Below are 25,988 nucleotides of genomic sequence, written 5' to 3'. Positions count from 1 at the left end.
GGCTGAAGTGACGGCTGTTCAGCGAAAGAACGGGTCGTCGAAAAACAGGTCGTTGTTGAGTGATTTTTCCATTTCGCGCTCATAGTCCCTCTGTGCCTTGAGCCAGGCTTTCAGGTTCTTGGGATCATTCAGCTCTTCGCCGAGCAGAATATGTTCCTGAATATCATCCAGGACCGAGTCGAGTTGCTGCTGGTAAAAACCAGGCAGGTTCGCCAGTGTCAGTTTGTCGAACGGGTCGAGATTTAGCTGCAGTTTGAATCCTTGCTCCTGATCGAATACTTCCTGTTTTAGTTCATCGAGTTGCTCGGTCAATACGCGGTTGTAATGTTTCAGTCGATCAGCAGTCAGCGTGTTGAGGGTGCTTGCATCGATGTGCTCCAACTCCAGCTGTAGTTGCAGCAGCTCAAGCAGATTGCGCTGGCCATAGGCATGGTTGACGCGCTGCATCAACACGGTTTTGCGCTCGCGCTCGTCAGGGTCGGTTTCTCGGTCTGGGTGCAGGGCGCTGGCCAGTTTGCGGTACACCTCGCGCACGGACTGGCTGGCCTCGGCGGCGGCTGCTTCCTGGCGTAGCTGGTGGGCGTTTTTCTTGCCAGGTTTGTTTGGCTCAGGTTGTTCGCTCTGCAAGCGCTCATTTATTTTTTGCGCGATGTCGTCGGGAGATAGCCCCTGGATATCGTCGTCGAGCTCGACCCCGAACATCTCCTGCAGTCCCAGTTTGAGAAACTCGTTGTCTTCTTCCTCATCGGTATCGAAGTCACGGCCACTGTGCTGGTTGTACAGCGCTTTCAAGCGCACTTGCTCCTCTTCGCTGCAATTGCCGCTATCAAGCAGGGCGTAGGCTTGGCCGCAAATTTCCTGGGTCAGCGTCTTGCGATCAGTTTTCGAGAGTTTGATTCGCTCGCCCAGGTCGCTCAGAAGTTGCACGAACCCGACCGTGTGTTGATGCAGGATGTCGAGCTGGGGCACGAACTCACTGTGCCAGCGCTGCTCATAAAGCGCGGTGGCCGCTTCCCACGCTTGCAGGATCTGCCGTTGTTTGTCGATTTTTTTCACCAGCTCATTGAATTTTCGCTGCCCGGCAGACAATTTTTTGGGACCTTTGTCTGGGGAGATACTCAGGTCGTAGGTGGTTTTGCTCATGGGCGGTCTCCGGCGATCACTCAAGCGTGAGGGATGCCAAGATTATCAGCGGCATCGGTGTTGTACAGGGTCGCAGGCAGATTCTGAATGTTCAGTCGTTTAATAGGGTGCAGTGACTCGCCCGTTTAAACATCAGGTGCGATTTTTCCCACCCTAGGCTAACCTGCCTCGATGTTTTACGAGGTTGACTATGCACATTCATATCCTGGGTATCTGCGGCACTTTCATGGGCTCGATGGCGGTTCTGGCCAAAGAGCTGGGCCATCGCGTGACCGGCTCCGACGCGAATGTCTATCCGCCGATGAGCACCCAACTGGAGGCTCAGGGCATTGAACTGACGCAGGGTTATGACCCGGCCCAGCTCGACCCGGCCCCGGACCTGGTGGTGATCGGCAATGCCATGTCCCGCGGTAACCCGGCGGTCGAGTACGTCTTGAACAAAGGTTTGCCGTACGTCTCGGGCCCGCAGTGGCTGGCCGACCATGTGCTGCAAGGGCGCTGGGTGCTGGCGGTTGCCGGCACCCATGGCAAGACTACCACCAGCAGCATGCTCGCCTGGGTGCTGGAGCACGCGGGCATGAGCCCGGGCTTCCTGATCGGCGGCGTGCCGCAGAATTTCTCGGTCTCGGCGCGCCTGGGCGACACGCCGTTTTTTGTGATCGAGGCTGACGAATACGACAGCGCCTTCTTCGACAAGCGTTCGAAGTTCGTCCACTACCGCCCGCGCACTGCGATCCTCAACAACCTTGAGTTTGATCACGCAGACATCTTCCCCGATCTGCCAGCGATCGAGCGCCAGTTCCACCACTTGGTGCGCACCATCCCGAGCGAAGGCCTGGTGATTCATCCGACCACTGAGCCGGCGTTGCAGCGGGTCGTCGAGATGGGCTGCTGGACCCCGGTGCAAACCACCGGTGCCGGCGGGCAATGGCAGGTCAAATTGCTCAGCGAAGACGGTTCGAAGTTCGAAGTGCTGTTCGAGGGCGTCGCGCAGGGCGTGGTCGACTGGGACATGACCGGTCAGCACAACGTCGCCAACGCCTTGGCGACCCTGGCGGCAGCACGCCATGTCGGCGTGCTGCCGGCCATGGGCATTGCGGCGCTGAGCGCGTTCAAGAGTGTCAAACGGCGCATGGAAGTCGTGGCCCAGGTCAACGGCATCACCATCTACGACGACTTTGCCCACCATCCGACGGCGATCGCTACCACCCTGGACGGCCTGCGCAAGCGCATTGGCGACGCACCGCTGATTGCCATCATCGAGCCGCGTTCCAACTCCATGAAGCTCGGCGCGCACCGTGACGGACTGCCGGAAAGCGTGGTCGATGCCGACCAGGTGATCTGGTACGCCCCGGCCAACCTGGGTTGGGACCTGGCGGGCACCGCGGCGCTGTGTACGGTGCCGTCGATCGTCAGCGATTCGCTGGACGGCATCATTGCGCGGGTCCAGAGCCAGGCTCAACCGGGCACGCACGTGGTGATCATGAGCAATGGCGGCTTCGGCGGCCTGCACGGCAAGCTGGCCGAGGCGCTTAAATGAACAACGGTCCGGATCGCATCACGCTGGCCATGACGGGCGCTTCAGGCGCCCAGTATGGCTTGCGCCTGCTCGATTGCCTGGTGCGCGAAGACCGTGAGGTGCATTTCCTGATCTCCAAGGCCGCACAGTTGGTACTGGCTACCGAGACTGACGTCACGCTGCCGCCCAAGCCACAGATGATGCAGGCCTTTCTCACCGAATACACCGGTGCGGTCGCCGGGCAGATTCGGGTGTATGGCAAGGAAGACTGGATGTCGCCGGTGGCCTCGGGCTCCGGCTCACCGGCCGCGATGGTGGTGGTGCCCTGTTCGACCGGGACCTTGTCCGCCATCGCCATGGGCGCCTGCAACAACCTGATCGAACGTGCCGCCGACGTGACGTTGAAAGAGCGCCGGCAGTTGATTGTGGTGCCGCGCGAGGCGCCGTATTCGAGCATTCACCTGGAAAACATGCTCAAGCTGTCGAACATGGGCGTGACTATCCTGCCGGCGTCGCCGGGTTTCTATCATCAGCCGCAGACCATCGATGACCTGGTGGATTTTGTCGTGGCGCGGATTCTCAATGTGTTGAACATCCCGCAGGACATGCTGCCGCGTTGGGGCGAACACCATCTGAGCAGTGATGAGTAAGCTGCTGCTGGTGCTGCTGGCCTTGCAACTGGCCGGTTGTGCCAGCGTGCGCACCCTGGATGCCGCGCAACCGGGTGCTCCGGTGGTGTATTCCGGGGCGCGCCTGGACTGGTATGCGCTACAGGGTGGTTGTTGTGCCAAGGATCGATTTGGTGCCGAAGCCCCAAGTTATCCAGGCCTCGACCTGCCGGCCAGTGCCTTGCTCGACACACTGTTGCTGCCGTTGTCGGTGTTGACGGTGCTTGGGGTCGGGTTTCAGGCGACGGGCGGGTTGTAGCGCAGGGCTACTTGCCCAGCTTGCGCAGTTCGTCCGATTCCACCACCCGTATCCCGTCCTGCTCCTCCAACGCCAGGCGCCACATGGCGCGGGCCAGTTGGCAGGCTTCGATGCCACGGTATTTACCCGGGATCAGCCTGGACAGCGGACCGGCGAGTTGCTCGGCCAGGCGTGGCTCAAGACGTTCGCCCAGCAGCAGGGAGGGCCGGCAGATGGTCAGCTGCGGCCAGTCTTGCGCGCGCAGGGCCTGCTCCATTTCCCCTTTGACGCGGTTGTAGAACACCGAGGATTTTGGGTCCGCGCCGATGGCGCTGATCACGATCAGGTGTCGTGCACCCATTTCGCGCGCCCGTTTGGCGAAAGCCACCACCATGTCCAGGTCGACCGCGCGAAATGCCGGTTCCGAACCGGCCTGCTTGATCGTGGTGCCCAGGCAGCAGTAGGCGATGTCTACCCGGCCATTGAGTTGAGGCAGGAACACGGTAGGGTCGCCGACTGGGTTTTCCAGGTGCGGGTGTTCCGCCAGCGGTCGGCGAGAGGGCGCCAGTACGCGACTGATGGTGGGCTCGTTGAGCAACCGGTCGAGCAAATGTTCACCGGTCAGGCCGGTGGCTCCAGCGAGCAGTACGTGCTGAGGCGTCAAGTACATAGTGTTTCTCCCTTGATACTGTTCAGCTTAGTTGCTCTTTGCATCCGTGTTGTTCAACGCCGCATTTTGCAGCGCTTTTCGTGCTTGCTGCTTGCGCAGTGCCTGCCAGCGCGCCAGAACCCCCTTGGGTGCCCAGATCTGTGGTTCAGAAGCTTCGAAGTTGTCTGCCAGTTCCCGTTCGGCAACCGTGGCCTTGGCCAGCTTGAAGGCTTGTTCGAGGTCGTCGGTCTGGTTCAGTGCCTGGGCGAACAGGGCATCGCCGAAGTAGGTGAAGTCCGCTTCCTCGGAGCAGCCGAACGACACACGGTCAGCCCGCGAGGCGGTCATGACCAGCGTGCGCTCGTCTTTGAGGGCTGGTAGGAAACCTCCGGAGTAGCAGGCGGAAATCACGATGATCTTGTCGCGGTTTTTCAGCGGTGCCAGGACGGCGGCCAACTCATCGGCGGGCAGGTCGGCCAGTTCCATGCGCGGTTGGTCGAGCACCAGTTCGTGTTCGTGGGTGCCGTGGCTGGTCAGGTAGATGAACAGCAAATCTTCTGGACCGCTGCGCTCGGCCAGGGTCAGGGCGGCGCGGCGCAGGTTTTCGCGGGTGGCCATGGGCCGGTCGCCGAGGTGGTCGCGGTGGTTGACCAGGCGGATCTGGCCGTAGGCGCCGAAACGGCTGGCCAGCATGTTGCTGACGTAGTCGGACTCGCGCAGGAATACGCTCTGCTTGCCGTCGCCGCCGAGCGTCAGGCTGTACAGCTCGATCGCGGGAGTTGAGGCAGGCACATTGGCCAGCGCTTCATCGAGCAGGCGGCCCTGGGCCAGCAGGCCCAGCTCCAGGGTGTCGGGCAGCAATTTGCCGTCGGCATCACGCACGCGCTGGCCATTGATCCAGTCGCCGCTCTGCACCGTGCCGTCGGTCAGTACCAGCGTGCCGTGGCCCTGATAGCTGTCGTTGTCGAACTGGCCGACGTAGAAGCTGCCATCGGGCAGGTTCAGGCGCCCCTGGCCGGTGAAGCGCCAGTCGCTGAAGTGCCCGAGGTAGTGACTGTTGTCAGCGCCGATCAGCTCGCCCTTGCCGCTGAGCGCGCCTTCCTTGAACTGGCCGATCCACACGTCGCCGTCGGCGTTTTCGTAGCGGCCCTTGCCGTGCAGTTGATTCTGTTTGAAGCCGCCGACATAGCTGTCGCCTTCGGCGCTGTTGAAGCTGCCAATGCCGTCCAGTTGGCTGTTGATGAAGTGGCCGCTGAACTGATTGCCGCTGACATCGCTGCGCTGGCCTTGGCCATTGGGTTTGCCGTGGGCGAACTGGCCCTGGTATTGGCTGCCGTCTTCGAGTTCCAGGCGACCGAGTCCGGAGTACTGGTCGGCCTTGAATTCGCCCCGGTAGGTCATGCCGTTTTCCTTGAGCGTGCCCTCGCCGTCGCGCCGCCCCAGCTTGAAGCCGCCGGTGTAGCTGCTGTCGCTGGTGGTCAGGGCGCCCTGGCCATGGAACAGCCCTTGCTGGAAGGCGCCGCGGTAGACCTCGCCATTGCTGCCGTGCCACTCGCCCTGCCCATGCCATTGGCCTTTGTCGAACTGGCCGGCGTACCAACTGCCGTTCGGGTAGTCGATGCGACCCTGGCCTTGCAGCAGCCCGTCGACCAGGTCGCCCCGATAGCGTCCGCCGTCAGGCAGGCGCGCGTCCGGCGGCAACAGCGATTCGCCGTCGCCACAGGCGGTGAGCAACAGGGTCAATGCGAGGGGTGCAAGTAAGCGCATAGCAGGATCCGGGTGATTAGGCGACCGAGTATGCCGCAGCTATGTGCCTGATAAATAGAGACGCGGTGCGAAACAGCAGTAACTGCTCCGCATCCGGCAGGGGTTACACGAACGCCAGTGACAGGGGTTCGGCGATATAGGCCGGTTTTTCCTGGCCTTCGATTTCCAGGGTGGCGGTGGCCTTGAGCAGCCATTGGCCGGGTTTTTTCTCGGTGACGTCGGTCAGTTCGACCTTGAGCCGGACCCTTGAATCGACTTTCACCGGCTGGATGAAGCGCACGCTGTCGAGGCCGTAGTTGACGACCATTTTCAAGTCCTGGGGCAGGACCATGATGTCTTCCATCAGTTTGGGAATCAGCGACAGCGACAGGAAACCGTGGGCGATGGTGCTACCGAATGGTGTCTGTGCGGCTTTTACCGGGTCAACGTGGATGAACTGAAAGTCGCCCGTGGCTTCAGCGAACAGGTTGATGCGCTCCTGGTCGATGGTGAGCCATTCGGAACGTCCGAGTTCCTTGCCGACATAATTCTTGAGCTCTGCAACGGGTACATAGGGCATTGAGACTCTCCTTGGGTTCATCGGTTTTATATTTTTTTTGAGGGATCAGGAACCACCTTAGATCATCATGGCCACGGGTGCCGGTCAAGCTTGCATACCATTGGCGAATACCCATGCATAGCAGATGCCATGCTTATAATGGCAGGCCCGTTTTGGGGGGCGAGTTTTGTGGGGGGATGATTCATGTTGCTTCGCGGCCTGACCTGGCTGGTGCTGTTTCAATTGCTCGGCACGGCCATCAACCATTTGTTGTTGCCGGTGCTGCCGGGGCCGATTATCGGCCTGCTGCTGTTGCTGGTGTACCTGATCATGCGCGGCGAAGTCGGCGAGCCACTGAGCCTGGCTGCCGGCAGCTTGTTGCGCTATCTACCGTTGCTGCTGGTCCCGCCTGCGGTGGGGGTGATGGTGTATGCCGCGGATATCGCGGCTGACTTCTGGGCGATCGCCGGCGCATTGGTGCTGTCGTTGCTGCTGTCCATGGCCTTTGCCGGGGTGCTGATGCAATGGCTGGTCAAGCGCCAGGCTCGACGGGAGGAGCGCTCATGATGTTTGACTGGCAGGGCGCGGTGGCGGCAGTGATCCATCACCCGTTGTTCGGGATCGGCATTACCCTGGGGGCTTATCAGTTGGTGCTGGCGGCGTTCGAGAAAACCCGCTGGATCTTCCTGCAGCCGGTGCTGGTGTCCATGCTGCTGGTGATTGGCGTATTGCTCACCTGTGGCCTGACCTATGCCGAGTACCGTAAAAGCACGGAAATCCTCAGCATCCTGCTGGGGCCGGCGACGGTGGCCCTGGCGGTGCCGCTGTACCTCAACCTGCGGCGCATTCGCCAACTGTTCTGGCCGATTTTTACTACGCTGGTGGTAGGTGGGGTGGTCGCTACCGGCCTGTGCGTGTTGCTGGGCTGGTGGTTTGGCGCCGAACACATGATTCTGATGACTATGGCACCGAAGTCGGTGACCTCGCCCATTGCCATGCTGGTGGCCGAGCAGATCGGTGGCGTGGCGGCGTTGGCGGCGGTGTTTGTGCTGATCACCGGGGTGATCGGGGCGATTTTCGGCCCGGCGCTGCTCGATCGTCTCGGCGTCCATGGCCCCGAGGCCCGCGGCATGGCCCTGGGCATGACCGCTCATGCGGTGGGCACTTCAGTAGCCCTGCAGGAAAGTGAAGAGTGCGGTGCGTTTGCCGCGTTGGCGATGAGCCTGATGGGTGTGGCCACGGCGGTGTTGTTGCCGTTGGCGGTGTCGATGGTGGTGTAAGGACATGTCTATGAGTCTGGCGCTTTTCCCGCTGAATACGGTGCTGTTTCCCGGCTGTTTCCTTGATCTGCAGATTTTCGAGGCGCGCTACCTGGACATGATCAGCCGCTGCATGAAGCAGGGGGCAGGGTTTGGCGTGGTGTGCATTCTTGAGGGCGAAGAGGTCGGCCTGGCCCCGCAGGGGTATGCACTGGTCGGCTGCGAAGCGCGGATCACCGATTTCAAGCAGCAGGACAACGGCCTGCTGGGAATTCGAGTGCAGGGCGCACGCCGCTTCAATGTGTTGCGCAGCGAAGTGCAGCGCGATCAGTTGACGGTCGCCGAAGTCGAGTGGCTCGACGATTTACCCGAGCAGCCCCTGCAGGAAGAGGACGCCGATCTGATGGCCTTGCTCAAGGCGCTGGCCGAGCACCCGATGGTCGAGGCGTTGAACATGGGTACCGACGCCGCAGGCCAGCAGTCACTGGCCAACCAGTTGGCCTACTTGTTGCCATTCTCCGAGCTGGACAAGATCGGGCTGCTGCAGGTCGATGATCCGCAACAACGCCTGGATGCGATCCAGGCGTTGTTGGATGAGCTGCAGGGTGAGTTGTTCGCCTGATATTGCCTCAGTACGCGTAACGCATCATCGCGTGCGGCAGATTCTGCAGGGCGTAGAAGCCGAACAGCGCCACCATCACGGGCAGGATCAACCACCAGATTTTCGCCGGTAGCGGATTGAGCGGCGCCTGGCGCTGGCTCAGCCACAGGCTGGCGGCACACACGCAGGCTGCGAGCATGGCTCCGGCCACCACATCGGTCGGCCAGTGAGCCCCCAGGTAAACCCGCGACAAGGCAATGGCCAGGGCCGGCAGGCAACCGAGCAGCAGCCAGGTCAGGCGCATGCGCTGGGGTTGTCCTCGACCCGCCAGCACGGCCAGGGTCAGGAACAGCGCAAACGAACCTGAGGCATGACCGCTGGGCATGCTGTAGCTGGTCAGTGGGTCGGTCAGGACTTCCGGGCGCATCCGCGCGAACAACTGCTTGGTGGCGGTATTGGCCAGCGCAGTCACCAGCAAGGTGCCGCCGGCGAACAGCAAGTGCCGCCATTGCCGCGTGGCCAGCAGCACCAGGGTCAGCGCCGCGCTGATCACCAACATGTGCTTGAACTCACCGAGTTGGGTCAGCATCACCGCGAACTCGTCGAGCAGCGGTTTGCGGTGTTCCTGCACCAGGGTCATCAGGCCTTGATCGAAGGCGCCAAGGTGTGAGTAGCCGACAAACAGCCCGCCCAGTATCAGCAGGCTCAGGCCGGCGATCAGCAAGGTAGAGCGCCGATGTCCGCGCAGGCCGCTGTTGATACCCAGGCCTACCAGCACCGCGATGCTGCCCACTACCAGCCCGGCCTGGGGCCAGAAACCCTCGGGCAATGGCAAGCGGATAGCCGCCCCGGTGGCCCAGCCCGGCAGAAGATAGGCTACGGCCCAGCCGGCACCTGCCAGCAGGCTGACGGCAAAAAAGCGCGGGAAGGGCATGTCGAACATCCCGGCGACCATCGGCAGCATCGGGCGCAACGGACCGATAAAGCGCCCCACCAGCAAGCTGGCGATGCCATAGCGCTGGAAATAGGCTTCGGCACTGCCGATCCACTCAGGGTGGTGGCGCAAGCCCGGCAAGCGCCGGATGTTCTGATGGAAGTGCCGGCCGACGAAATACGACACCACGTCCCCCAGCACACCGCCGAGAAAGCCCAGCAGTAGGGTTTCCCCCAGCGACAGGGCGCCGCTGCCCGCCAGTACCGCAACGGCAAACAACAGGACGGTGCCGGGGACGATCAGGCCGGCAATCGCCAGACACTCAATGCAGGCCACGATAAATACGGCGGCCGCCAGCCATTGCGGGTTTGCCGTTAACCAAGCGGTCAGGCTATCGAGCCATGGGCCCATAGGTACAACTCCAGGATTGCTGTTGGCCCATCGAGGGCAGGGATCAGATCAGTAAATAGTCGCGGCCTTCGACCTGGCCGCGGCGTAGAGGGTTCCGTGTGCAATAGGGTGCGTAGGCACTGTCGACAAAGCGGTACATCAGGTGCTCATCGCGGCCGTGGGGGATGCCCAGGCGGGTGGTCTGGATCACATGGGTGGGCGGTCGGCCAAGGTCTTCGACAAACAGCACCTCATGGTCAAAGCGCTTGGCGTCCCAGGTCGGTACTTTCAGCCCCAGGGCCTTGCACAGTAGGGTTTGGCCGGCGCAGAGCTTCTGCGAGGGGCGCGGCCGGCCATTCGCATCGGGGTTGTTGAGCAGCATCTGGGCCAGGCTCGCTGGCCCCGAGACCTCGTCGACCCAAGGATAGGCGGACTTGATCAGTACCGCATTGCCGGGCCCGTGGGCGCTGAAGTTCAGGGAGTCGCCACCACGGGCGTAATACATATAGATGTGCCCGCCATCCAGAAACAAAGCCTTACGCTTTTCTGTGTAGCCGAGGGAGGCGTGACTGCCTTTTTCGTCGCAGTAATAGGCTTCTGTTTCAATAATCCGCGCCGAAAGCCACAAATCTCCGATCCGATGGCGGATCACCTTGCCCAGCAATTCGCACGCGAGCAATTGTGCGTCGCGGTTGAAAAAGCTGTCAGGCAGGGCCTTTGGCTGCGTGGGATGGGTCACAATGGTCATGGGCGGCAGCATTCAGAGAGCAAATGTGACGTTATGATAACAACCAGGGCCTTAATCCAGGCTGAAGACTGACTATTTGCTGTCCATTTCGACCATCCGCCCGTCACCGCTGTTAGTCGAGTGACGCGACAGCTATAATCTGCCGCTTTACTCTTTACCACGACCATAGCAAAGACCACTCCAGACTATGACTGAGTCCGTTCTTGACTACATGACCCGCTTGGGTCGCGCTGCGCGCGATGCTTCCCGCGTGATCGGCCGTGCCAGCACTGGGCAGAAAAACCGCGCCCTGCTGGCCGCCGCCAACGCCCTGGATGCCGCGCGTGCCGAGTTGACTGCCGCCAATGAGCTGGACCTGGCCGCTGGCCGGGCCAATGGCCTGGAGCCGGCAATGCTCGAGCGTCTGGCCCTGACCCCCGCACGCATCGACGGCATGATCGTCGGTTTGCGTCAGGTGGCGGCGCTGCCGGACCCGGTAGGCGCGATCCGCGACATGAGTTATCGGCCGTCGGGTATCCAGGTGGGCAAGATGCGCGTCCCCCTCGGCGTGGTCGGGATCATCTACGAATCGCGGCCCAACGTGACCATCGACGCCGCCAGCCTGTGCCTGAAGTCGGGCAATGCGACCATCCTGCGCGGTGGCTCGGAGGCGATTCATTCCAACCGTGCCATTGCCGCCTGCATCCAGCGCGGCCTGGCCGAGGCCGGCCTGCCGGCTGCCGTGGTGCAAGTGGTCGAGACGACGGACCGTGCCGCAGTGGGCGCGCTGATCACCATGCCGGAATACGTCGACGTGATCGTGCCGCGTGGCGGCAAAGGCCTGATCGAACGGGTCAGTCGCGACGCCCGGGTGCCGGTGATCAAGCACCTGGACGGCATCTGCCACGTCTACGTCAGTGCCCACGCCGACCTGGCCAAGGCGCAGCGGATTGCGTTCAACGCCAAGACCTACCGCTACGGCATCTGTGGCGCGATGGAAACCCTGTTGGTCGACCAGGCGGTCGCCAAGGACTTCCTGCCGGCCATGGCTGCCCAGTTCCGCGAAAAAGGCGTCGAACTGCGTGGCTGCGAGCGGACCCGCGCAATCATCGAGGCCGAAGCGGCCACCGAGCAAGACTGGAGCACCGAGTACCTGGCGCCGATCCTGTCGATCCTGGTGGTCGATGGCCTGGACCAGGCCATCGAACACATCAATCATTACGGCTCGCACCATACCGACTCGATCGTCAGCGAACACCAGGGCGACGCCCGGCGTTTTGTGGCTGAAGTCGACTCGGCGTCGGTGATGATCAACACCCCGACCTGCTTTGCCGATGGCTTCGAATACGGATTGGGTGCCGAGATCGGCATTTCTACTGATAAGCTGCACGCCCGCGGCCCGGTGGGTCTCGAAGGTCTGACCTGCGAGAAGTACATCGTGGTCGGTGATGGCCAGTTGCGCGGTCAGGAGCCGGTCTGACTTGGGCGACCTCGAGCCGTCAGCCACAGTGACCCGCCAGGAACCCTGTCCCCGGCGCATTGGCGTGCTGGGCGGGACCTTCGACCCGGTGCACATCGGCCATTTGCGCGGTGCGCTGGAAGTGGCCGAGTCGCTGGACCTCGATGAGTTGCGCCTGACACCCAGCGCCAGGCCACCCCATCGGGGTACGCCGCAGGTGTCGGCGCTCGACCGTCTGGCGATGGTTGAGTGCGCGGTAGCTGGAGTTGCACCCCTGGTGGTGGACGACCGCGAACTCAAACGCGACAAGCCGTCCTACACTATTGACACCCTGGAGCTGATGCGCGCGGAACTCGCCGCCGATGACCAGGTATTTTTACTTTTGGGCTGGGACGCATTTTGCGGCCTGCCCACTTGGCATCGCTGGGAAGAGTTGCTCCAGCATTGCCACATCCTGGTGCTGCAACGCCCGGATGCCGACAGCGAACCGCCGGATGCCTTGCGCAACCTGCTGGCCGCGCGCTCGGTGAGCGACCCGCTGGCCCTCAAAGGGCCGAGTGGACAGATTGCATTCGTCTGGCAGACACCGCTCGCGGTATCCGCCACCCAGATCCGTCAACTGCTGGCCAGCGGTAAGTCGGTACGTTTCCTGGTGCCCGACGCGGTCCTGGCCTACATCGATGCGCATGGACTTTACCGTGCGCCGAACTGAATAGGAGTGCCTCAAGGCACGTGGCAACAACGTGTATTGATGCGCCCGAACATACGAGCAAAACGAGTTTTATATGACTGACAAAGACCAAACCAAAGTAAAGCGTAAAGGCACGTTCAAGAGCGCCCCGCTGCCAGTAGAGGCACACACTGGCGTGATCCTGGCCGGCGAAGAGCTGGTCAAGGTTGCCGTAGCGGCCCTGGAAGACGTCAAGGCCCAGGACATCCAGGTGATCGACGTTCGTGAAAAGCAGAGCATCACCGACTTCATGATCATCGCCACCGGTACCTCCAACCGCCAGATCGGCGCGATGCTGGACAAGGTCCGCGAAGCGGTCAAGGCACAGGGCGTCAAGCCGCTGGGCGAAGAAGGCAAGGGCGACAGCGACTGGGTCCTGCTGGACATGGACGATGTCATCGTGCACATGATGACCGCCTCGGCACGCCAGTTCTACGACCTGGAGCGCCTGTGGGCCGGTGCCGAGCAAAGCCGTTCGGCCAGCGCCGCGCACCACAGCCCGGAAAACACCCATGAGCACTTCACCAAGCTCAACAAAGACCAGCTATAAGGGATCGCTGTGCGACTGCGACTGATCGCCGTCGGTTCACGCATGCCCAAATGGGTGGAAGAAGGTTGGCATGAATATGCCAAGCGTCTTCCGTCCGAGCTGGCGCTGGAACTGGTGGAAATACCGCTCAACACCCGGGGCAAGAATGCTGACGTGGCGCGTTTCATTCGCCAGGAAGGCGAAGCCATGCTGGCCAAGGTCGGGCCGAACGAGCGCATCGTCACCCTCGAAGTCCATGGCAAGCCGTGGAGCACTGAGCAACTGGCGGTAGAGCTCGATCGCTGGCGCCTGGACTCGCGCACGGTGAACTTCATGGTCGGCGGCCCCGAGGGGCTGGCGCCGGAAGTCTGTGCGCGGGCCGACCAGCGCTGGTCGTTATCGCCCTTGACCTTGCCGCACCCGCTGGTGCGCATCCTGATCGGCGAACAGCTGTATCGTGCCTGGACTGTTCTGTCCGGCCACCCTTACCACAAGTAGCTCTGCCCTCATGTCCCAGCCGATCCGCATCAAGGACCACGAAAAAGACGCCCGTCTGGTGCGTGGCCGCGTCGTGTTCGGGGCAATTGCAGTGGTGGTGCTGATCGGCGTGCTGATTGCGCGGCTGTATTTCCTGCAGGTGATCCAGTACGAGTACCACTCGACCCTGTCGGAAAACAACCGCGTCCACGTTCAGCCGATTCCGCCGACGCGCGGCTTGATCTTCGACCGTAATGGCGTGGTGATTGCCGACAACCGGCCCAGCTTCAGCCTGAGCATGACCCGCGAACGTTCCGGCGACTGGCAGCAGGTACTCGATGTGATCGTCGAGGTGCTGCAGCTGACGCCCGAGGACCGGGTGATCTTTGAAAAACGCATGCGCCAGGGGCGTCGGCCGTTCGAGCCGGTGCCGATCCTCTTCGAGCTGACGGAGGAGCAGATTGCCCGTATTGCGGTCAATCAGTTCCGCCTGCCAGGCGTCGAAGTGGTTGCGCAGTTGGTGCGCCATTACCCCCAGGGTGCGCACTTTGCGCACTCGGTGGGCTACATGGGGCGGATCAACGAAAAAGAGCTCAAGACCCTCGATCCGGTGAACTACAGCGGCACCCATCATATCGGCAAGACCGGTATCGAACGTTTCTACGAACCCCAGTTGCACGGCCAGGTCGGTTACGAAGAAGTCGAGACCAACGCTCGAGGCCGGGTGCTGCGGGTACTCAAGCGCACCGATCCGATTCCCGGCAAGGACATCGTCCTGAGCCTGGACATCAAGCTGCAAGAGGCGGCGGAAGCGGCGTTGGGTGGCCGTCGTGGCGCGGTGGTGGCGCTGGACCCGAACACTGGCGAAGTACTGGCGATGGTCAGCCAGCCGAGTTTCGACCCGAACCTGTTCGTCACCGGTATCAGCTTCAAGGCCTATGCCGAGTTGCGTGACTCCATTGACCGGCCGCTGTTCAACCGCGTGCTGCGTGGCCTGTATCCACCGGGTTCGACCATCAAGCCGGCGGTGGCGATTGCCGGCCTGGACTCCGGGGTGGTGACGGCCTCCTCGCGGGTGTTCGACCCGGGCTATTACCAATTGCCCAACTACGATCACAAATACCGTAACTGGAACCGCTCCGGCGACGGTTTTGTCGACCTCGACACGGCGATCATGCGTTCCAACGACACCTACTTCTATGACCTGGCCCACAAGCTGGGGATCGATCGGTTGTCGACCTACATGGGCAAGTTCGGCATCGGCCAGAAGGTCTCGCTGGACATGTTTGAAGAATCGCCGGGGCTGATGCCGTCCCGCGAGTGGAAACGCGCCACCCGCCGCCAGGCCTGGTTCCCGGGGGAAACCCTGATCCTGGGGATTGGCCAGGGTTATATGCAGTCCACCCCGTTGCAGCTGGCCCAGGCCACGGCACTGGTAGCCAGCAAGGGCAAGTGGATTCGTCCGCACCTGGCCAAGACCATCGAAGGCGAAAAGCCGGTGGACGACAACCCGATGCCGGACATCATCCTGCGTGATCCGCTGGACTGGAACCGGGTCAACCATGGCATGCAGCAGGTGATGCACGGTGCTCGCGGCACGGCGCGCAAAGCAGCGATCGGCGCGCAATACCGGATCGCCGGCAAGTCGGGTACCGCCCAGGTGGTCGCGATCAAGCAGGGTGAGAAGTACGACCGCTCCAAGGTGCAGGAGCGCCACCGCGACCACGCCTTGTTTGTCGGGTTCGCGCCAGCCGACAACCCGAAAATCACCGTGTCGGTGATGGTCGAGAACGGCGAGTCCGGCTCCGGCGTCGCTGCGCCGGTGGTCCGTCAAATCATGGACGCCTGGCTCCTGGACCAGGACGGCCGGCTCAAATCCGAGTTCGCCAGCCCCAATACCGCGGAGGCTACGGCCCGTGAAGAGTAATTTTGATCGCATTCTCTCCAGCGAGGATGTGATGCGTCGCCGCGCGACGCTGTTGCAACGCATGCACATCGACGGTCCGCTGCTGATCCTGCTGCTGATCCTCGCGGCCGGCAGCCTGTTCGTGCTGTATTCGGCCAGCGGCAAGAGCTGGGACCTGCTGGCCAAGCAGGCGACCTCGTTCGGCATCGGCCTGGTGTCGATGGTCATCATCGCCCAGTTCGAGCCACGCTTCATGGCGCGCTGGGTACCGCTGGGCTATGTGCTCGGCGTGGTGCTGCTGATCGTGGTCGACATCATGGGCCACAACGCCATGGGGGCGACGCGCTGGATCAACATTCCCGGGGTGATTCGCTTCCAGCCCTCGGAGTTCATGAAGATCATCATGCCGGCGACCATCGCCTGGTACCTGGCCAAGCGCACACTGCCGCCGCAGCTCAAGCACGTCGGGGTCAGCCTGATCCTGATCGGCATCCCGTTCATCCTGATCGTGCGCCAGCCGGACCTTGGTACCTCGCTGCTGATCCTTGCCGGTGGCGCCTTCGTGCTGTTCATGGGGGGCCTGCGCTGGCGCTGGATCATCAGCGTGCTGGCGGCCACGGTCCCGGTGGCGATCGCCATGTGGTTCTTTGTCATGCACGACTACCAGAAGCAGCGCGTGCTGACCTTCCTCGACCCGGAGAGCGATCCGCTGGGCACTGGCTGGAACATCATCCAGTCCAAGGCCGCCATCGGCTCCGGCGGAGTATTTGGCAAGGGTTGGCTGCTGGGCACCCAGTCGCACCTGGACTTCCTGCCGGAAAGCCACACCGACTTCATCATCGCGGTGATGGGCGAAGAGTTCGGCCTGGTGGGCATTTGCGCCCTGTTGCTGATCTATCTGCTACTGATTGGCCGCGGCCTGGTGATTACCGCCCAGGCCCAGACACTGTTTGGCAAATTGCTGGCTGGCGCGCTGACCATGACGTTTTTTGTTTACGTTTTCGTCAACATCGGTATGGTCAGTGGCCTGTTGCCGGTGGTGGGGGTGCCGTTGCCGTTCATTAGCTACGGCGGAACTTCGCTGGTGACGCTGCTGTCAGCGTTTGGGGTTTTGATGTCGATCCATACCCATCGTAAGTGGATCGCGCAGGTTTGAATAAGGTGAAGAGTTCAATGCAAGTAATGCGTGGCTGGGCGACTCGATACGCTCCGTGGGTCGGCCTGGTAAGCATCCTTGGCACGGCGCCCATGGCGTTGGCCGGCGAATATGAAGGCTCGCCCCAAGTGGCCGAATTTGTCGGTGAGATGACCCGCGACTATGGTTTTGCCGGCGAACAGCTGATGGGCGTGTTCCGTGAAGCCCAGCGCAAGCAGGCGATTCTCGATGCCATCTCGCGGCCTGCCGAGCGGGTCAAGCAATGGAAGGAATATCGCCCGATGTTCCTCACCGATGCACGAATTGCCCGCGGCGTGGACTTCTGGCGTCAGCATGAGGCAGTGCTGGCCCGTGCCGAGCAGGAATACGGCGTGCCGGCCCAGGTGATTGTCTCGATCATTGGGGTCGAAACCTTCTTTGGCCGCAATACCGGCAACTATCGGGTAATCGATGCCTTGTCGACCTTGGGTTTCGACTACCCTCCACGTGCCGAATTCTTCCGCAAGGAGTTGCGTGAGTTCTTGTTGCTGGCGCGCGAAGAGCAGGTCGATCCACTGACGCTCAAAGGCTCATACGCCGGCGCCATGGGCTTGCCGCAATTCATGCCAAGCAGCTTTCGGGCTTATGCGGTGGATTTCGACGGCGACGGCCACATCAATATCTGGACCAACGCCGACGATGCCATCGGCAGCGTCGCCAGCTATTTCAAGCGTCACGGCTGGGAAGCCGGGCAGCCGGTGGTCAGTCTCGCCGAAGTGCGGGGCGATCAGGTCGACCAGGGCCTGACCACCGGGATCGAACCGACGAAAACCGTCGGGGAGTTGCGAGCGCTGGGCTGGTCGAGTCATGATGCGCTGCGCGACGATATGCCGGTCACCGCGTTTCGTCTGGAAGGCGACAATGGCCCTGAATACTGGATGGGCCTGAAGAATTTTTACGCGATCACGCGTTATAACCGCAGCGTGATGTACGCCATGGCCGTACATCAGTTGTCTGAACAGCTGGTCCAAGCACGGGGCGTCAAGTAATGCCGGCATTGCCAATCCGCAAACCCCTGAAGCTGGTGGCCTTCACCGCGTTGTCGATGCTCATGGTCAGTTGTTCGACCAGCCGTGCGCCGCAACCGCAGAAAGCCCCGCCCGCTGTCCGCGCCACGCCGGGACTGGACATCAACCGGGCTCACAAGGACGGCGCGCCGTGGTGGGATGTCGATGTGTCGCGCATTCCCGACGCCACGCCAACCCTGCACACCGGGTCCTACAAGGCCAACCCCTACACAGTGCTGGGCAAGACTTACTACCCGATGCCCGAGTCCAAGCGTTATGTCGAGACAGGGACGGCGTCCTGGTACGGCACCAAGTTCCATGGCCAGAACACCGCCAATGGCGAGGTCTATGACCTGTACGGCATGAGTGCCGCGCATAAGACCCTGCCGTTGCCTGCCTACGTTCGCGTGACCAACCTGGACAACAAGCGCACGGTGGTGCTGCGGGTCAACGACCGTGGGCCGTTCTATTCCGACCGCATCATCGACCTGTCCTACGCCGCCGCGAAGAAACTCGGTTATGCCGAAACCGGTACCGCGCGGGTCAAGGTCGAAGGCATCGACCCGCAAGAGTGGTGGGCGGCCAAGGGCCGGCCAGCACCGTTGATGCTCAATGAGCCACAGGTCGCGCAAAACAGCGGGCCGGTGATCACCGCATCGACCGGCAAGGTCGAGCAATGGACCCCGCCGCCACAGCAGCACGCGGCAGCGGTCGTGCCGATGCAGATCAACGCTAAAAAAAACGCTTCTGTACCAGCCTCTGGCCAGTATCTGCAGGTGGGCGCGTTCGCCAACCCGGACGCTGCAGAGCTCCTGAGATCGAAGCTCAGCGGGATGGTGAGCGCTCCGGTGTTCATCAGCTCTATCGTGCGCAATCAGCAGACCCTGCACCGGGTTCGCCTGGGGCCTATCGGTTCGCCGGGTGAGATTACGCAAGTGCAAAACAGCGTGCGCCTGGCCAATCTCGGTTCGCCGAGCCTGGTCACGGCCGAGTAAGTAACACCTGATTCAAGGTTCGCTTGCGGTATTGGGGGGTGAACCTGAGTTGTTGGCTCGTAGTACAACAAAAGCCCGGCAAGGGTTAGTGAGTGAACAACTGAACACGCGACAACCCCAAGGCCCGTGCCGGGAAGGTTGTCAGATTAGTTTTGCCCGCGAGGGCAGTTTCCATTAGCGATTTCGAGAGACGGATGAACATCACCACCTTTGCCAAACGCCTGTGCCTGCTAGTCCCGCTGCTCCTCTCGCCGTCCGCTTTCGCGGCCGAGATGATGCCGTCGTCACCACAACTGGCCGCCAAGGCCTACGTGCTCATGGACGCCAGCAGCGGCAACGTGCTGGTCGAGAACAACGGTGACCAACGTCTGCCGCCGGCCAGCCTGACCAAGCTGATGACCGCGTACATCGCGACCTTGGAAATCCGTCGTGGCCAGATCGGTGAAAACGATCCGGTAACCGTCAGCGAAAACGCCTGGCGTACCGGCGGTTCGCGGATGTTCATCAAGGTCGGTTCGCAGGTGTCGGTCAGCGACCTGCTGCACGGCATCATCATCCAGTCGGGCAACGACGCCAGTGTTGCGCTCGCCGAGCACATCGCCGGCAGCGAAGACGCGTTTGCCGACATGATGAACAAGACTGCCGCTGACCTGGGCATGACCAACAGCCACTTCATGAACCCGACCGGCCTGCCAAACCCAGAGCACTACTCGTCGGCTCATGACATGGCCATCCTGGCGCGCGCGATCATCCACGAAGACCCGGCTCACTACGCGATCTACTCGCAGAAAGAGTTCTTCTGGAACGGCATCAAGCAACCTAACCGCAACCTGCTGCTGTGGCGCGACAAGACCGTCGACGGTCTGAAGACCGGTCACACCGACGAAGCCGGCTACTGCCTGGTGTCCTCGGCGGTACGTGATGGCATGCGCCTGGTCTCCGTGGTGTTCGGCACCAACAGCGACACCGCGCGTGCAGCCGAAACCCAGAAGCTGCTGACCTACGGCTTCCGCTTCTTCGAAACCCAGACGTTCTACCAAAAAGGCGCCGAGCTGGCCCAGGCTCCTGTCTGGAAGGGCACCACCAACCAGGTCAAGGCTGGCCTGGCCCAAGACCTGACCATGACTCTGCCCAAAGGCCAGCTGAAGAAGCTCGCTGCCAGCATGACCATGAACCCACAACTGATCGCGCCAATCGCCAAGGGCGACGTGATCGGTAAAGTCGAAGTCAAGCTGGACGACAAGGTGGTGCACAGCGCCGACCTGATCGCGCTGGACGCCGTCGAGGAGGGTGGTATCTTGCGCCGCATGTGGGATAGCATCCGTCTATTCTTCTTCGGCTTGTTCAACTGATTTAGTGTGGACCTGCATGGCCCCGTTCCGACCTGGAGCGGGGCCATGTCCGTTGCCACGGCTTACGAGGCCGTTACGCCATGACAGATACAGAAGTAAAGGCGCCAAAGATCGAATTCCCTTGCGCGGATTACCCGATTAAGGTGATCGGCGATACCGGAGTGGGCTTCAAGGACAAGATCATTGCGATCCTGGAGAAGCACGCCACCGTAGACCACAAGACCCTGGCCGAGCGCCAGAGTACCAATGGCAAGTACACGACCATCCAGTTGCACATCATTGCTACCGGTCAGGAACAGCTCTACGACATCAATAGCGAGCTGCGGGCTACCGGTTTCGTGCACATGGTGCTGTGATGACCGCACCGCTGGGCTTTCGCGAGCTCGGCCAGCTGGCTTACGAGCCGGTCTGGCAGGCCATGCAGCGTTTCACCAACGAGCGTGGCAGCGAGCGTGCCGACGAGATCTGGCTGGTCGAGCATCCGCCGGTGTTCACCCAGGGCCAGGCCGGCAAGGCCGAACACCTGCTGCTGCCGGGGGAAATCCCGGTAGTGCAGGTCGACCGCGGCGGCCAGGTGACCTATCACGGCCCGGGGCAGTTGGTCGCGTACCTGCTGCTGGATGTGCGCAAGCTGGGGTTTGGCGTGCGGGACCTGGTCAGCCGGATGGAACGCTGCCTGATCGAGTTGCTGGCCAGCTATGGTGTTAGCGCCGTGGCCAAGCCGGATGCACCAGGGGTTTACGTCAACGGTGCAAAGATCGCCTCGCTGGGACTGCGGATCCGCCACGGTTGTTCCTTTCATGGCCTGGCCCTGAACGTGGATATGGACCTTGAGCCGTTCCGACGGATTAACCCCTGTGGCTACGCCGGGCTGGCAATGACTCAGCTGCGTGACCATACAGGGCCGATAGAATTTGCCGAGGTAAGTGCCCGGCTGCGCGCGCAGCTCGTCAAACACCTCGACTATGCTGAGCAGACGACCCTAACGGGCGGAATCGACTGATATGACTACTGATGCAGTGCAAACCATGATCCCGACGCTGGATGTCACCGAGCGTCCGGCCCCGCGTGCCAAGGTTGAAGCCGGCGTTAAGCTGCGCGGCGCCGAGAAGGTTGCACGCATCCCGGTAAAGATCATTCCGACCACCGAACTGCCCAAGAAGCCAGACTGGATTCGCGTGCGTATCCCGGTTTCCCCGGAAGTCGACCGCATCAAGGCCCTGCTGCGCAAACACAAGCTGCACAGTGTCTGTGAAGAGGCCTCCTGCCCGAACCTGGGCGAGTGCTTCTCGGGCGGTACCGCGACCTTCATGATCATGGGCGACATCTGCACCCGTCGTTGCCCGTTCTGCGACGTCGGTCACGGCCGTCCGAAACCACTGGACGTCAATGAGCCGGAAAGCCTGGCCATCGCCATCGCCGACCTGAAACTCAAGTACGTGGTGATCACCTCGGTCGACCGCGACGACTTGCGCGACGGCGGTGCCCAGCACTTTGCCGACTGCATCCGCGAGATCCGCAAGCTGTCGCCGAACGTGCAGCTCGAAACCCTGGTCCCCGACTACCGTGGGCGCATGGACGTGGCGCTGGCCATCACTGCCGCCGAGCCGCCAGATGTGTTCAACCACAACCTGGAAACCGTGCCGCGCCTGTACAAGGCCGCGCGTCCGGGTTCGGACTACCAGTGGTCGTTGACCCTGCTGCAGAAATTCAAGCAGATGATGCCGCACATTCCGACCAAGTCCGGCTTGATGCTGGGCCTGGGCGAAACCGACGAAGAAGTCATCGAAGTCATGAAGCGCATGCGCGAACACGACATCGACATGCTGACCCTGGGCCAATACCTGCAGCCGTCGCGCAGCCACTTGCCGGTGCAGCGTTTTGTGCACCCGGACACCTTCGCCTGGTTCGCCGAGGAAGGTTACAAGATGGGCTTCAAGAACGTCGCTTCCGGCCCGCTGGTGCGTTCCTCGTACCACGCGGACGAGCAGGCCAAGCTGGTCAAGGCCGAGCTGATGTCGTCCTGATCGCTGGGTGAAAGACCAAGGGCCCGCAAGGTTTAGCGCTTTGCGGGCTTTTTTTTAATCGGGTCATAGGAAGGAATCACGGATGACCACTCGCTCTACTGCCATTGTTGCGCCACATACCGCCGTACCGGCGTTACCCGCTGCGGGCCGCATCGCAGTGATTGCGCCCGCAGGTCCGGCGGCCCTGGATACCGAACAGGCGCTGCTCTGGATGCGCACGCGCGGCTACTCGCTGAAGATCTACCCCGGGGTCCTGGAGAAGGACGGTTACCTGGCGGGCAGCGATGAGGTGCGCCTCAATGACCTGCACCAGGCGTTCAGTGACCCGGCCATCGACGCGATCCTGTGCCTGCGCGGCGGTTATGGCAGCCCGCGCCTGCTGGACCGGATCGACTACGAGCTGCTGCGCCGGCATGCCAAGCCGTTTGTCGGCTACAGCGACATCACCGCCTTGCACCTGGCGATCAGTCGCTATGCGGGGTTCGTCACCTTTCACGGGCCAATGCTCAATGCCGACCTGCTGGGGGGCAAACAAGCGCCGACCGAGGCGTCGTTGTTCAGCCTGCTCCGAGGTCAACTGACGGCCGGCAGTCGGCTGGCGCACCCGGTGGCCTACCCATTGACGACCATCGAGCCAGGCATCGCCCAGGGGCGACTGTTGGGCGGTAACCTGTCGATGATCGCCGCCACCATGGGCACGCCGTTCGAAATAGACGCCGACGGGATCATTCTGTTCATCGAAGACATCAACGAGCCGCTGTATCGCATCGATCGGTTGCTGACGCACTTGCGCCTGGCCGGCAAACTCAGCCGCTTGCGCGGGGTGCTGGTGGGGGATGTGGCGGGAGTTGAAAGCGATGCCCTGGCACGCCTGGTCAAGCAGACTTTCGCGCCGTTCGCGATTCCGGTACTGGCCGGCTGGCGCAGCGGCCATTGCGACCCGAACCTGAGCTTGCCGATGGGCGCCCTGGTGACGCTGGATGCGGGGGGCAAGAGCCTGGTGCTGGAACAGGATGTGGTGGTCAGGTTGTAGGAGCGAGCTTGCTCGCGATGGGGTCGGTACATTCAGCATCGCTGGCGCCTGACCCACCGCTATCCCTGGCAAGCGGAGCGCCGCCCGGCCCGCTTGCGGCTTGCTCGCGAGGTTCTTAACGGCTGCGCAAGGCGTCCAGCAGTTTGTGCGTCGGGTAGCCATCAGCCGGCCAGCCGAATGACTGTTGTGCCGCGCGGATAGCCTTGCGGGTATTGGCGCCGATGATGCCGTCGGGGTTGCCGGCGTCGTAGTTGTGGGTGCTCAGTAGATTCTGCAATTCAATGCGCTCGGAACGGCTCAGCGGCAGGTCATCCTTGGGCCATTCGCCGTTGATCCGGCCGCCACCGCTGAAGCGCTGGGACAACAGGTTGACCGCCAGGGCGTAGGACGACGAGTTGTTGTACTTGAGCACTGCGCGGAAGTTATCGAGGATCAGGAACGCCGGGCCACGGTAACCGGCCGGCAGCAGCAAGGCGGCGGACAGTTGCTCGGAACCGGCTGGCACGCTGGCGCCGTTGGGCAACTTGACGCCCAGCTGTGTCCATTCGGCGACGGTCTTGCGAATCGCTCCGTCAGCCAGCGAGTAGTTGAAGCTGCTCGGCACCTCGACTTCAAAACCCCACGGCTGGCCTTTCTGCCAGCCAGAGCTTTGCAGGTAGTGCGCGGTGGAGGCCAGCGCATCGGCCGGGCTACCCCAGATGTCGCGGCGCCCGTCGCCATCGAAGTCCACGGCGTGGGTGTTGTAGGTGGTCGGGATGAACTGGGTCTGGCCCATGGCGCCGGCCCAGGAGCCGAGCATCTTCTCGGGGGCGATATCACCTTGTTGCAGAATCTGCAGCGCGGCCAGCAATTGCGCGTGGGCAAAGCCCGGGCGCCGGCCTTCGTAGGCCAGGGTCGCGAGCGAGCGGATTACCGACTTGTCGCCCTGGAAGCTGCCGAAGTTGCTTTCCATACCCCAGACGGAAACCAGTACCTGGCGATCGACGCCGTAGCGCTGTTCGATCGCGCCCAGGGTCTCGGCGTATTGCTCCAGCAGCGCCTGGCCGCGGCGCACGCGCAAGGCTGACAGCGCGCCATCGAGGTATTCCCACACCGGACGGGAGAACTCTGGCTGGCTGCGGTCGGCGCGGATCACGCTCATGTCCGGGGTGACGCCGGCAAAGGCGCGGTCGAACAGGCTCGGGCTGACACCGGCGGCGAGCGCGTCCTTGCGGAAGTTGGCCTGCCATTGCTCGAAGGTCTGGGTCGGCTGGATCTCGAGATTGTCGCCGGTCGGTACCACCGGCGGGACAATGGCCGGGGCAGTCGGGACAGGAATGGTCTGAAGCGGTTGGGCGTCGGCGGCGGTTGGTTTTTCCGCGCAGGCGACAAGCAGAACGAGGCTTGTGGCAGCGATCAGTTGGCGCAGGTGCCAACGACGGGAAATACTAAAGGGCATGCACAGGTCCAGAGAATACGAATCAGGTGCCGACCTTAACATGTCGAGGGGGTGCTGCGCTTCAAGCGGCCAGAAAGTAAGAAGCCTCCCAGCTTTTAGACTGGAAGGCTTCGCGGCGGTAGCTGCCTTTGCCCTTGGCCGGTTGTTCCTGGCGGCTGCGGAACAATGGCTGGGCGACGATGGATTTGGCCTTGTTGGGCCGCTGTTTTCTGCTCATGGGCGGTGTACTCCTGGGGTGGGTGGTGCGGGGCGAATCATCGGCTGAAGTGAGGGAACTGTCTAGCCCCTACATTATGTAGGACCTTTCGCGCCCGGACGATTTGTAGCCGCTGGCGAAGCCTGCGGTAGCTGCTACAAGATTACTCGGCGGGTAGCATCAGGCGCTGGCCGGCCATCAGCAACGACAGGCGGCTGAGGCTCATCCACGGTGAGCCCGCGGCCTGGCCCTTGATCTGCGCGTCGATGCGTTGCGCTTCGAGCAGCAGTTGCGCCCAGCGGGGCGCCGAGTAGCGTTGCAGGGCCTTGCTCATCAGCGGTTTGCGTTTGTCCCATACCGGTGGTCGGGCCTGGCTGAAGGCTTTGTCCAGCGGCACGCCCTGGCTGTATTGCAGCGACAGGTTGGCCAGCAGGCGCAGCTCACGGGCCAGGGCCCAGAGAATCACCGGTGGTTCCACGCCCTCACCACGCAAGCCTTCGAGCATGCGCAGGGCGTGGGCGGCTTCACCGTTGAGAATCGCATCGGTGAGCCCGAACACATCGAAGCGCGCGCTATCGGCCACGGCCGCTTGCACCGTTTCGACCGTGATCTGCCCGCCCTCAGCCATCAGCTTGAGCTTTTCGATCTCCTGGGCGGCCGCCAGCAGGTTGCCTTCGACGCGGGCGGCAATCAGTTCAACGGCATCCTGGCTGGCGCTGAGTCCGGCCTGGGACAGGCGTTGGCGAATCCACTGCGGCAACTGGTTGGCGTCCACCGGCCAGATCTGCACGAACTGGGTCTGCGCGCCTTCGACCAGGGCCTTGCCCCATTTGGTTTTCTGCGCACTGCCGTCGAGCTTGGGCAGGCTGATCAGCAGCAAGGTGTCTTCGGCCGGACGCGAGCAGTACTCCATCAGGGCCGCGGCACCCTTGTCCCCCGGTTTGCCGGACGGCAAGCGCAGCTCCAGCAGGCGTTTTTCGGCGAACAACGACATGCTGGCGCCGGCTTGCAGCAGCGTGCCCCAGTCAAAGCTGGCATCGGCGCTGAAGACCTGGCGTTCATCAAAACCTTGCTGGCGGGCAGACGAGCGAATGGCGTCGGCGGCTTCCTGGCAGAGCAGCGGGTCATCGCCGCTGATGATGTAGACCGGCGCGAGGGCGCCTTGCAGGTGTTTGGCGAGTTGGGCGGGGGCGAGTTTCATAGGGCGGGGC

Annotated in this window: 28 protein-coding genes; 19 read left to right on the top strand and 9 right to left on the bottom strand. The window is 62.3% G+C overall.

What is annotated here, in order from left to right:
• Positions 1-18 precede the first annotated feature (18 nt).
• A complete protein-coding gene (locus PspS04_RS24170) occupies positions 19-1,143 on the bottom strand; it encodes a molecular chaperone DnaJ (protein WP_159998135.1) in 1,125 nt (374 codons plus the stop codon).
• A gap of 190 nt (positions 1,144-1,333) precedes the next feature.
• Here PspS04_RS24170 and mpl point away from each other — a divergent pair, with 190 nt between their 5' ends.
• From mpl to PspS04_RS24155, 3 genes are read left to right on the top strand one after another with little or no spacing between them, the layout of a single operon-like run.
• Positions 1,334-2,683, top strand: a complete 1,350-nt coding sequence (mpl, locus tag PspS04_RS24165) for a UDP-N-acetylmuramate:L-alanyl-gamma-D-glutamyl-meso-diaminopimelate ligase (RefSeq protein ID WP_159998133.1) — start codon at positions 1,334-1,336, stop codon at positions 2,681-2,683.
• Positions 2,680-3,312 (top strand): flavin prenyltransferase UbiX, encoded by a 633-nt coding sequence (gene ubiX / locus PspS04_RS24160; protein WP_095166275.1) that lies wholly within the window; start codon positions 2,680-2,682, stop codon positions 3,310-3,312. Before mpl ends, ubiX begins: the two co-directional genes overlap by 4 nt.
• Positions 3,305-3,589 (top strand): YceK/YidQ family lipoprotein, encoded by a 285-nt coding sequence (locus PspS04_RS24155; protein ID WP_159998131.1) that lies wholly within the window; start codon positions 3,305-3,307, stop codon positions 3,587-3,589. Before ubiX ends, PspS04_RS24155 begins: the two co-directional genes overlap by 8 nt.
• A 7-nt stretch (positions 3,590-3,596) precedes the next feature.
• On the opposite strand, the gene PspS04_RS24150 is transcribed toward PspS04_RS24155, so the two are convergent.
• From PspS04_RS24150 to PspS04_RS24140, 3 genes are all read right to left on the bottom strand, one after another.
• Positions 3,597-4,238 (bottom strand): oxidoreductase, encoded by a 642-nt coding sequence (locus tag PspS04_RS24150; protein WP_095166279.1) that lies wholly within the window; start codon positions 4,236-4,238, stop codon positions 3,597-3,599.
• A 27-nt stretch (positions 4,239-4,265) separates the two neighbouring features.
• A complete protein-coding gene (locus PspS04_RS24145) occupies positions 4,266-5,984 on the bottom strand; it encodes a C13 family peptidase (RefSeq protein ID WP_095166281.1) in 1,719 nt (572 codons plus the stop codon).
• A 103-nt stretch (positions 5,985-6,087) separates the two neighbouring features.
• On the bottom strand, positions 6,088-6,543 hold the full coding sequence (locus tag PspS04_RS24140) for a MaoC family dehydratase (protein WP_095166283.1): 456 nt from the start codon (positions 6,541-6,543) through the stop codon (positions 6,088-6,090).
• Between the two features lie 183 nt (positions 6,544-6,726).
• Here PspS04_RS24140 and PspS04_RS24135 point away from each other — a divergent pair, with 183 nt between their 5' ends.
• The 3 genes from PspS04_RS24135 to PspS04_RS24125 are packed head-to-tail and all read left to right on the top strand — an operon-like array spanning position 6,727 to position 8,403.
• The gene (locus PspS04_RS24135; protein WP_095166285.1) at positions 6,727-7,089 is read left to right on the top strand and encodes a CidA/LrgA family protein; all 363 of its coding nucleotides are present in this window, start codon (positions 6,727-6,729) and stop codon (positions 7,087-7,089) included.
• Complete coding sequence (locus PspS04_RS24130; RefSeq protein ID WP_095166287.1) at positions 7,086-7,802, top strand: LrgB family protein; 717 nt, start codon at positions 7,086-7,088, stop codon at positions 7,800-7,802. The genes PspS04_RS24135 and PspS04_RS24130 overlap by 4 nt, the downstream gene beginning before the upstream one ends.
• 10 nt (positions 7,803-7,812) lie before the next feature.
• Positions 7,813-8,403 (top strand): LON peptidase substrate-binding domain-containing protein, encoded by a 591-nt coding sequence (locus PspS04_RS24125; RefSeq protein WP_159998129.1) that lies wholly within the window; start codon positions 7,813-7,815, stop codon positions 8,401-8,403.
• A 7-nt stretch (positions 8,404-8,410) separates the two neighbouring features.
• Here the strand turns inward: PspS04_RS24125 and PspS04_RS24120 are convergent, their stop codons facing one another.
• Together PspS04_RS24120 and PspS04_RS24115 are read right to left on the bottom strand one after the other, a co-directional pair.
• Positions 8,411-9,727: a bifunctional DedA family/phosphatase PAP2 family protein gene (locus tag PspS04_RS24120; protein WP_159998127.1), complete on the bottom strand. Its 1,317-nt coding sequence runs from the start codon at positions 9,725-9,727 to the stop codon at positions 8,411-8,413.
• A gap of 43 nt (positions 9,728-9,770) precedes the next feature.
• Positions 9,771-10,454 carry a DNA-3-methyladenine glycosylase gene (locus tag PspS04_RS24115; protein ID WP_095166292.1) on the bottom strand — a complete coding sequence of 228 codons (684 nt, stop codon included), beginning with the start codon at positions 10,452-10,454 and terminating at the stop codon, positions 9,771-9,773.
• A gap of 187 nt (positions 10,455-10,641) precedes the next feature.
• Between PspS04_RS24115 and PspS04_RS24110 the strand changes: the two genes are divergently transcribed.
• The 13 genes from PspS04_RS24110 to PspS04_RS24050 all read left to right on the top strand — a co-directional run bounded on the left by PspS04_RS24110 (position 10,642) and on the right by PspS04_RS24050 (position 23,143).
• On the top strand, positions 10,642-11,913 hold the full coding sequence (locus PspS04_RS24110) for a glutamate-5-semialdehyde dehydrogenase (RefSeq protein ID WP_095166294.1): 1,272 nt from the start codon (positions 10,642-10,644) through the stop codon (positions 11,911-11,913).
• On the top strand, positions 11,882-12,604 hold the full coding sequence (gene nadD, locus PspS04_RS24105) for a nicotinate-nucleotide adenylyltransferase (RefSeq protein ID WP_095166296.1): 723 nt from the start codon (positions 11,882-11,884) through the stop codon (positions 12,602-12,604). The genes PspS04_RS24110 and nadD overlap by 32 nt, the downstream gene beginning before the upstream one ends.
• Before the next feature lie 73 nt (positions 12,605-12,677).
• Positions 12,678-13,172 (top strand): ribosome silencing factor, encoded by a 495-nt coding sequence (gene rsfS / locus PspS04_RS24100; RefSeq protein WP_095166298.1) that lies wholly within the window; start codon positions 12,678-12,680, stop codon positions 13,170-13,172.
• Positions 13,173-13,181: 9 nt separating this feature from the next.
• Positions 13,182-13,649, top strand: coding sequence for a 23S rRNA (pseudouridine(1915)-N(3))-methyltransferase RlmH (gene rlmH, locus PspS04_RS24095; protein ID WP_003185785.1), 468 nt, complete (start codon positions 13,182-13,184; stop codon positions 13,647-13,649).
• Between the two features lie 10 nt (positions 13,650-13,659).
• On the top strand, positions 13,660-15,555 hold the full coding sequence (gene mrdA / locus PspS04_RS24090) for a penicillin-binding protein 2 (RefSeq protein ID WP_095166300.1): 1,896 nt from the start codon (positions 13,660-13,662) through the stop codon (positions 15,553-15,555).
• A 31-nt stretch (positions 15,556-15,586) separates the two neighbouring features.
• Positions 15,587-16,690: a rod shape-determining protein RodA gene (rodA, locus tag PspS04_RS24085; protein ID WP_162530240.1), complete on the top strand. Its 1,104-nt coding sequence runs from the start codon at positions 15,587-15,589 to the stop codon at positions 16,688-16,690.
• 17 nt (positions 16,691-16,707) lie between these two features.
• Positions 16,708-17,718, top strand: coding sequence for a lytic murein transglycosylase B (mltB, locus tag PspS04_RS24080; protein ID WP_095166304.1), 1,011 nt, complete (start codon positions 16,708-16,710; stop codon positions 17,716-17,718).
• A 56-nt stretch (positions 17,719-17,774) separates the two neighbouring features.
• Complete coding sequence (locus PspS04_RS24075) at positions 17,775-18,731, top strand: septal ring lytic transglycosylase RlpA family protein (RefSeq protein WP_371917574.1); 957 nt, start codon at positions 17,775-17,777, stop codon at positions 18,729-18,731.
• A gap of 194 nt (positions 18,732-18,925) precedes the next feature.
• Positions 18,926-20,083, top strand: a complete 1,158-nt coding sequence (locus tag PspS04_RS24070) for a D-alanyl-D-alanine carboxypeptidase family protein (RefSeq protein ID WP_095166309.1) — start codon at positions 18,926-18,928, stop codon at positions 20,081-20,083.
• A gap of 80 nt (positions 20,084-20,163) precedes the next feature.
• Entirely contained in the window at positions 20,164-20,439 is a 276-nt protein-coding gene (locus PspS04_RS24065; RefSeq protein ID WP_008152827.1) for a DUF493 domain-containing protein, read from the top strand.
• A complete protein-coding gene (gene lipB / locus PspS04_RS24060; RefSeq protein WP_095166311.1) occupies positions 20,439-21,086 on the top strand; it encodes a lipoyl(octanoyl) transferase LipB in 648 nt (215 codons plus the stop codon). The genes PspS04_RS24065 and lipB overlap by 1 nt, the downstream gene beginning before the upstream one ends.
• A 1-nt stretch (position 21,087) precedes the next feature.
• A complete protein-coding gene (lipA, locus tag PspS04_RS24055) occupies positions 21,088-22,110 on the top strand; it encodes a lipoyl synthase (protein WP_095166313.1) in 1,023 nt (340 codons plus the stop codon).
• Positions 22,111-22,192: 82 nt separating this feature from the next.
• Positions 22,193-23,143 (top strand): S66 peptidase family protein, encoded by a 951-nt coding sequence (locus PspS04_RS24050; RefSeq protein ID WP_159998125.1) that lies wholly within the window; start codon positions 22,193-22,195, stop codon positions 23,141-23,143.
• Positions 23,144-23,258: 115 nt separating this feature from the next.
• Here the strand turns inward: PspS04_RS24050 and PspS04_RS24045 are convergent, their stop codons facing one another.
• The 3 genes from PspS04_RS24045 to holA form a co-directional block, all read right to left on the bottom strand.
• Positions 23,259-24,581: a lytic murein transglycosylase gene (locus PspS04_RS24045; RefSeq protein WP_159998123.1), complete on the bottom strand. Its 1,323-nt coding sequence runs from the start codon at positions 24,579-24,581 to the stop codon at positions 23,259-23,261.
• A 61-nt stretch (positions 24,582-24,642) separates the two neighbouring features.
• On the bottom strand, positions 24,643-24,798 hold the full coding sequence (gene arfA / locus PspS04_RS24040) for an alternative ribosome rescue factor ArfA (protein WP_095166318.1): 156 nt from the start codon (positions 24,796-24,798) through the stop codon (positions 24,643-24,645).
• 142 nt (positions 24,799-24,940) lie between these two features.
• Positions 24,941-25,978: a DNA polymerase III subunit delta gene (gene holA / locus PspS04_RS24035; RefSeq protein WP_095166320.1), complete on the bottom strand. Its 1,038-nt coding sequence runs from the start codon at positions 25,976-25,978 to the stop codon at positions 24,941-24,943.
• Positions 25,979-25,988: the final 10 nt, after the last annotated feature.

It is taken from the genome of Pseudomonas sp. S04, assembly GCF_009834545.1.
GTDB lineage: Bacteria > Pseudomonadota > Gammaproteobacteria > Pseudomonadales > Pseudomonadaceae > Aquipseudomonas.
The sequence above is the reverse complement of the archived record's forward strand: the minus strand, read 5'-3'. Positions and strand labels throughout refer to the sequence as shown.